This is a genomic window from Parabacteroides sp. TM07-1AC (genome assembly GCF_003480915.1).
GTDB classification, from domain to species: Bacteria; Bacteroidota; Bacteroidia; order Bacteroidales; family Tannerellaceae; genus Parabacteroides; species Parabacteroides chongii.
In genome coordinates, this window is sequence record NZ_QUKD01000008.1 from 21,184 (window position 1) to 27,843 (window position 6,660).

Genomic DNA, 6,660 nt, shown 5'->3' on the forward strand with positions numbered 1-6,660 from the left:
AATCATCTATTACCAACCCGGATTCTGTGGGCCTAAATTTGCATTACGGTCAATCTGTCCCTGAGGAATAGGGAATAGATAGCGACGGTCTGCACGGAACTCACGAATGTTGCTATCCCCGTGTGTAACTTCCCCTATATAGAACGATTTACGATCATTCGTAATTTCCACATAAGTCGGAGCCTCTGTAAACTCTACAATTTTACCCCCCGGAGCAACTCCATTATTAGCATAACCGCCATGTTTGCCCCAACGTAATAAAGTCCAGTAATAATCGTTTTCCATCGGCAATTCGCAACGACGTTCCTGTTTGTAGAAGTCCCAGGCTTCTTCCAGACTATTTACTTGTTTTGCAGGCAATTTTCCATGAACTGTACGAGTTTGGTTACAAATATCCACAGCCTCTGAATAGTTACCTTCTCCCATACCAGCCAACCACAAAATAGCTTCAGCCTTATTCAGAAGAACACGTCCGTAACGCGTTACTACGAAATGGTAATCGGTCGGGGTTCCTGCATATACACGAGGTTGAACATCATAAACACCTTTACGCCAATAATAATTTGTCAATCCCATGTGGGGACCTAGTCCTCCATTTACTTTTCTCCACAAATTACCATTAACAGTTGTCCGAATCTCTTCGCTCCACCACGTAGAATTGTCATATACAAAACTATCATAAAAACGAGCATCCCTATTAGTGTACATTATATCACTAACTGTTCTATCTCCTTTTACATTACCATAATAGAGCACTTCTGCCTTTTCAGACTCAACAGCCCAGTCCGGAGCCTGTCCTTCAGTAACACTCACATTGTTCTTAAATTGAGAAGATTCGTACCAGGCTACACCTTTACCAGTTTCTTCATCAAGAACATCATACATGTCTACCAAATTCTGTGTCGGTGCCCACCATAACCAACCGATAAAAGGTTGACCTCCATTTGTTTTAAACTCAGGTCCACAACCATTCTTTGCTAAAACATCGTTATTAACATTCGGCATCACATTTTGTAAAGGAGCTATATGATCCGTATTTGTTGTCGCTTTATCCTTATAAATAGCAAAGATAATTTCACTTGAATAACGATCTTGTTCATTAAATATGTTACCATAATTTGAAGCCAAAGAACTACCCTCTACTCCATCTGCTGCAGCAACAGCTTCCTTCAACCACGTTTTTTTCTGTGCGGGATCGGTTTCGTAAGCTGCAGCCTGAAGTGCTATTTCCGATTGAAAAGCATAAGCCACATTTCGAGATAAGTCACCCGACTTTGCTTCTACCGGCAGATCCGGAATAGCTGCTTTTATATCATCCAAAATATAGGTATAACTTTCTGTTGTACTCTTAGTCGTCGGATACATCAGCCCGTTATTAGTCGTATCGGCCGGTGCCAACACACGGTCTACCCAAACAAAACGCCCTATAGTCCGGGCCTGTTTGTAATAAAGTAAAGCTCTTAATAATCGACCTTTAGCTACCAACTCTTTGGATTCTGCTTCAGAAAGCCCTGCTCCGACATATTCCGTTGCCTTCTCTATAATCAAATTACAACGGCGGATGTTCCCGAAATCACCAAAACCGACATCTTCATATCGGGTAGTCTGTTCTTTCACTATACCATTACCTCCATTGGAATGAACGGCATTATTGGTTCGTTCTTCCCACGTTGTTTGATTTCCATTCACATAACCATCCATAATCGCATTCACAGTACCTAACACAAATGCATCTGCCGTGGATTTAGATCCCCAAACAGTTGCTTCATCATAGGTTGTGAAAGGCTCTGTATCCAGTACATTACAAGAAGTAATACCCGTCAATAAGGCCAGTGAAAATGTTATTATATTTCTTAGTTTCATAAATATATTCTTTTATTAAAATCCTAGATTCAAACTAACTGCATATACGCGCTGTACCGGGTAGTCATAATTGTTCGTACTACCTGTTTCCGGGTCAAATCCGTATTTGGTAGCCGGTGAAATAGTAAACAAATTCTGACCACTTAATACAACCTGGCATTTGTAAAGCCATTTTACATCCTTCAATAATGTCTTCCGGAAGTCATACCCCAATTGCAATGATTTCAAACGGATATAACGACCATTGGTCAACCAAAAATCAGAAGTCTGATAGTTATTATTCCCATTCACATTCGAATTCATTGCAATACGCGGATATTTGGCATCTCGGTTATCCGGCATCCAATAATCTAACTGGTATGGATAAACGATCGAATATCCACTTGTACTCTGTCCACGCACAACATCATCCAGATACATATCACGTGAAGTTGCTCCCTGGAATAACATATTTAAAGAAAATCCTTTATAAGACAAATTGGCATAAATACCATAGTTACCACGAGGAAAGCTATTTTTACCAATACGCCACTGGTCGTTTGAATCAATAAATCCATCACCATTCATATCCTTATATTGAATATCTCCAGCTACCAAATTAGAGGAACTTTCCAAACGCGGTGAATTTAAAACCTGATCTGAATTTTGATAATATCCTAAGTTAGTATAACCATTTGTATAAAACCCTTTCTGTTGAACCAGTCTCTTATACGGATTTTTCTGACTAGCCAAGTCTTCATCCCAAGCTGTAGAGACTAATTGATCGAAATAAGTAAAATTAGCACCGACCTCATAATTGAAATCTCCGACATGATCCTTCCATGACAAAGCAAATTCATAACCAGCACGACGATGTTCTCCGTCTGATTTTACTTTTGGCAGACTCAGCCCTAGAGGATCCGTATAGTTCACGTTAGAAGGAGAAGTCAAATACCCGGTTGTCTTCATATAGAAATAGTCAAAACTACCAGCCAAACGTTCTCCCAAAGAGTTAAAATCAAAACCTATATCAAATGTACTACGAGTATACCAGGTAATATCCGGGCTAATCAGATTTCCTTCACTAAAAGTCGGAACAATACTTCCTCCCAATACATAGCCACGTTCTGCCAAATTATAAGATGTCAAATAGCTAAAAGACCCAACTCCATTATCAAGACCGGTTTCACCATAAGTAGCTCTTACTTTGAAATAGTTTAAAATATTACGATCTTTCAGCGGCTGGAAAAATGATTCCTCAGAAATAGCCCAGGCCAAAGACCCGGCATAGAAATTACCCCAACGGCGGTCTTTCGGGAACAAGTCGCTACCATCATGGCGTAATGAACCTTCTACAAAATATTTCTTTTTATAATTATAAGAAGCTCTGGCAACCAAACCGGCACGACCGAATTCGGATTCACTACCTCCATTTTCCATTGAATCTGAAGGTCCTGCCCCAATTTGATCGATCATGAATATATAATTTTTACGCAAAGCATTGAAACCTCTGTAAAATGAATAGGTTTGTTCAAAACCCAACGTTGCAGAGACATTATGTGTTTCATCCAGGAAAGAACGATTGTAATCTGCAAAATACTGAGTTGTCCACATACGTGCACTTCCCGTATTATAGGTCAAACTAACAGTTGCATCAGGACCTTTTACTCCGTTCAAATCATATTGAGGAGCTGTTTTATTCCAAAGTTTACTGTCACTCATGAAATAACGATAATTACCGCCGACTTTCAGCTTCAATCCTTCAACACCTTTTACACTCCATTCGGCATTAAACAATCCCATAAACATCTTATAATCCCACTTGCTGTAACCTGATTCCGGAGAGACTTCAACCATCGGATTATCTGGTCCTACATAATACTGTCCATTTTGATTGACAGCCAATTCCATAGGGCTTTTATTTTGAATATGTCCCCATGTATATCCATATCCATCAGAATAAGTAGAACGTGGACTCTGCTGCGTATTAATATAAGCATCTACCCCAAATGTCAACTTTAATCCTAGATCCTTAAAATCAGACACTTCATTAATACGCGCATTATAACGCTTGAACCATTCTGTGTCAGCCTTATACATAGAACTTTGATCATAAGCCTGGAAAGACACGTAAAACTTATTAATATCTGATCCGCCACGAACAGCTAGTGAATGCCGGCTATCCGGTGTAAAATTCCTCAACATTAATTTCTGCCAATCCACATTGGGATAATTATATGGATCTGATCCTGTCCGATATTTTTCAACTTCTTCTTCCGTCCAACGAGGTTCCAAGTTATATAAATCTCTAACAGTGTTATCCACCAAAGCTCTCTGATAAGAATCCAGTTTCTTTTCCAGAAAAGTAGGTTCAGCCCAACTCTGATTGAAACTATAATCAACACGTAAACCCTTCAATCCATTTTTTGTCTTAACAACCAAAACACCATCGCCAGCACGTGCACCATATACAGCTGCGGCTGCGGCGTCTTTCAAAACAGACATCGACTCAATATCGTCAGAATTCAAGTTTACAAAATCATCATACTCAGACACAAACCCATCAATAACGACCAAAGGCTGTCCTCCACCACGAATGGAAATCGTTGACTTTTTACCAATACCTCCACCAGCTTGAGTAACGATCAAACCTGCTGCACGTCCTGCCAATGCATCTGTAACATTAGAAACTGGAACATTCTTCATTTTATCAGCATCGACTGTAGAAACGGCAGAAGTAAGATTTCGTTTAGAGTTTGTACCATAACCAATAACTACAACCTCTTCCAACGCTTTTGAATCCTCTTTCAATGTAATATTAAAAATTTTCTTTCCACCGACAACTATTTCTTGTGAGGTATAACCGATAAATGAAACAACTAATACCGGATCTTTTATATCTTTTAAATCCAAAGAGAATTTACCATCCATGTCAGTCGTAGTACCAAGTCCACTCTCATTTTTAACCAAAACATTTGCTCCAATGACCGGCTCTCCGAATTCATCAATAATCCTTCCTGTAACCACAGTTGTTGATTCTTGATGGATTTCACCTTTTTTAAACAGAACAATATGTCGATCTGTGATTTTATATGCCAATGATTTATCATGCAATAAAACATCCAAAACTTCTGATATCGTTTTATTCTGTAAATCTATTGATACATTATCGTCCAGTTTTATTTCATTCTGCTTATAAACGAATGTAAACTCCGACTGACTTTCAATAGCTTTAAGCACCTCTAAAACTGTGCCATTCACTTCGAGATTCAATTTAGTAACCTGCGAATACGAAGAGGCTGCAGTCGCACCCCAGATACTAAGGAAAAAGAACAATATGGAAAATCTCATAACAACAAAGATTCGATTATGTGTTTTTTGAGGAATATTAATCCCCGACAAAGCCTTTTTATAGCTCTGTAACACTCTGATTAAATGTTTATTCATACATTTGCAAACTCTAAATGATTATTTACTAAGGCAGTTGGTAGCTGCCATGTTTATTAAATGATCTATGCGCAAGCATTAAATTGGGGATGTTGGTAGCATTCCCAATTTTTTTTTCAAATCCTAAGAACTATTCATGGTCTATTATTTAAGGTTATACAATATCTACTTTATAAATACATCCTTATTTTTAATCATATACTCATATTTCATTGATATTTGAAGAATCGACAAGATTTCATCTAACGACTCGTTATGTGTAAATCGAGCTGTCAGACAAGTTTCTTTCAAGGATCTATCTTTCAAATGAAATTTCACATTAAATGAATGTTCCAACGTCTGAATTATCTGTCCGAATGTACTATTTTCAAACACATAATCACCTGTTGCCCAGGAAACATAAAAAGAAGTTTGAACCGGATGAACTTCTATATCTCCATTATCCCTATTGTAAACAGCCTGTTCACCCGGAATCAGAACCCGATCAGGAGTTGAACTCTTATTGTTTTTTTTATATAATGCGACAGAACCTTCCAATAAGGTAGTTTGAATAGCTGCTGATTTTTTGTGTGCCGATACATTAAATTCAGTACCCAACACCTCCACTGACATACCATCCATATTTACACGAAATGGACAATGTTGATCTTTAGTTACTTTAAAAAAGGCCTCACCTATCAATTCTATTGACCGATTTCCATCATCAAATGATTCCGGATAACGTATCCACGAATCACTATTCAACCATACCTCCGTACTATCCGGCAATAATATATAAGCTTTTGATCCAGCCAATGCTGTTGTCTCCAAATAAGAAAGAGGCTTTGATTCAGTTATATTCCAAATAAGAAAAGAAGATACACATAATAAAGCTATACAAGCCGCAACAGAAGTATATTTCCATATCGGAGAAACACCTATTCTCTGTCTTGATGTTTCAATACGGTCACGTAATCTCTTATAAACAGCATCTGTATCAACCTCCAATGGCTTAAAACGAATACGGCTTACACATTCTTCAAACTGTATTTTATCTCCTTCTTTCAAATTCATTGTTACCTGTTTTGTTATTATAGATGACAACGAAAGTGAAAAACCCTAATACAAAAAACAGTCTTAACTTATATTAACCTTAACCACCAAGTTCCTGAAGAACTAATGTCTTTTTCATAACAAAAATAGTATTTATTCACATAAAGTCTAAATTATAATGATAAAAAAGCTGTATTGATAGATTCTAGTGTACTATATCTATAGTCCATCTGAACAGTTTTCTCAAAAAAAGAAAATTTTACAGCTTTTAATTCTATACAAGTACCATAGTTCTTCAGGAACTTGGTGGTTAAGGTTAATATAAGTTAAGACTGTTTT

Annotated in this window: 3 protein-coding genes; all 3 read right to left on the bottom strand. The window is 37.6% G+C overall.

Annotation, left to right across the window (positions count from 1 at the left end; genetic code table 11):
• Positions 1 to 9: 9 nt before the first annotated feature.
• The 3 genes from DXD68_RS15815 to DXD68_RS15825 all read right to left on the bottom strand — a co-directional run bounded on the left by DXD68_RS15815 (position 10) and on the right by DXD68_RS15825 (position 6,342).
• A complete protein-coding gene (locus tag DXD68_RS15815; protein WP_122362508.1) occupies positions 10 to 1,863 on the bottom strand; it encodes a RagB/SusD family nutrient uptake outer membrane protein in 1,854 nt (617 codons plus the stop codon).
• Between the two features lie 15 nt (positions 1,864 to 1,878).
• A complete protein-coding gene (locus DXD68_RS15820; protein ID WP_233577186.1) occupies positions 1,879 to 5,193 on the bottom strand; it encodes a TonB-dependent receptor in 3,315 nt (1,104 codons plus the stop codon).
• A 261-nt stretch (positions 5,194 to 5,454) separates the two neighbouring features.
• A complete protein-coding gene (locus DXD68_RS15825) occupies positions 5,455 to 6,342 on the bottom strand; it encodes a FecR family protein (RefSeq protein ID WP_122362510.1) in 888 nt (295 codons plus the stop codon).
• Positions 6,343 to 6,660 lie beyond the last annotated feature (318 nt).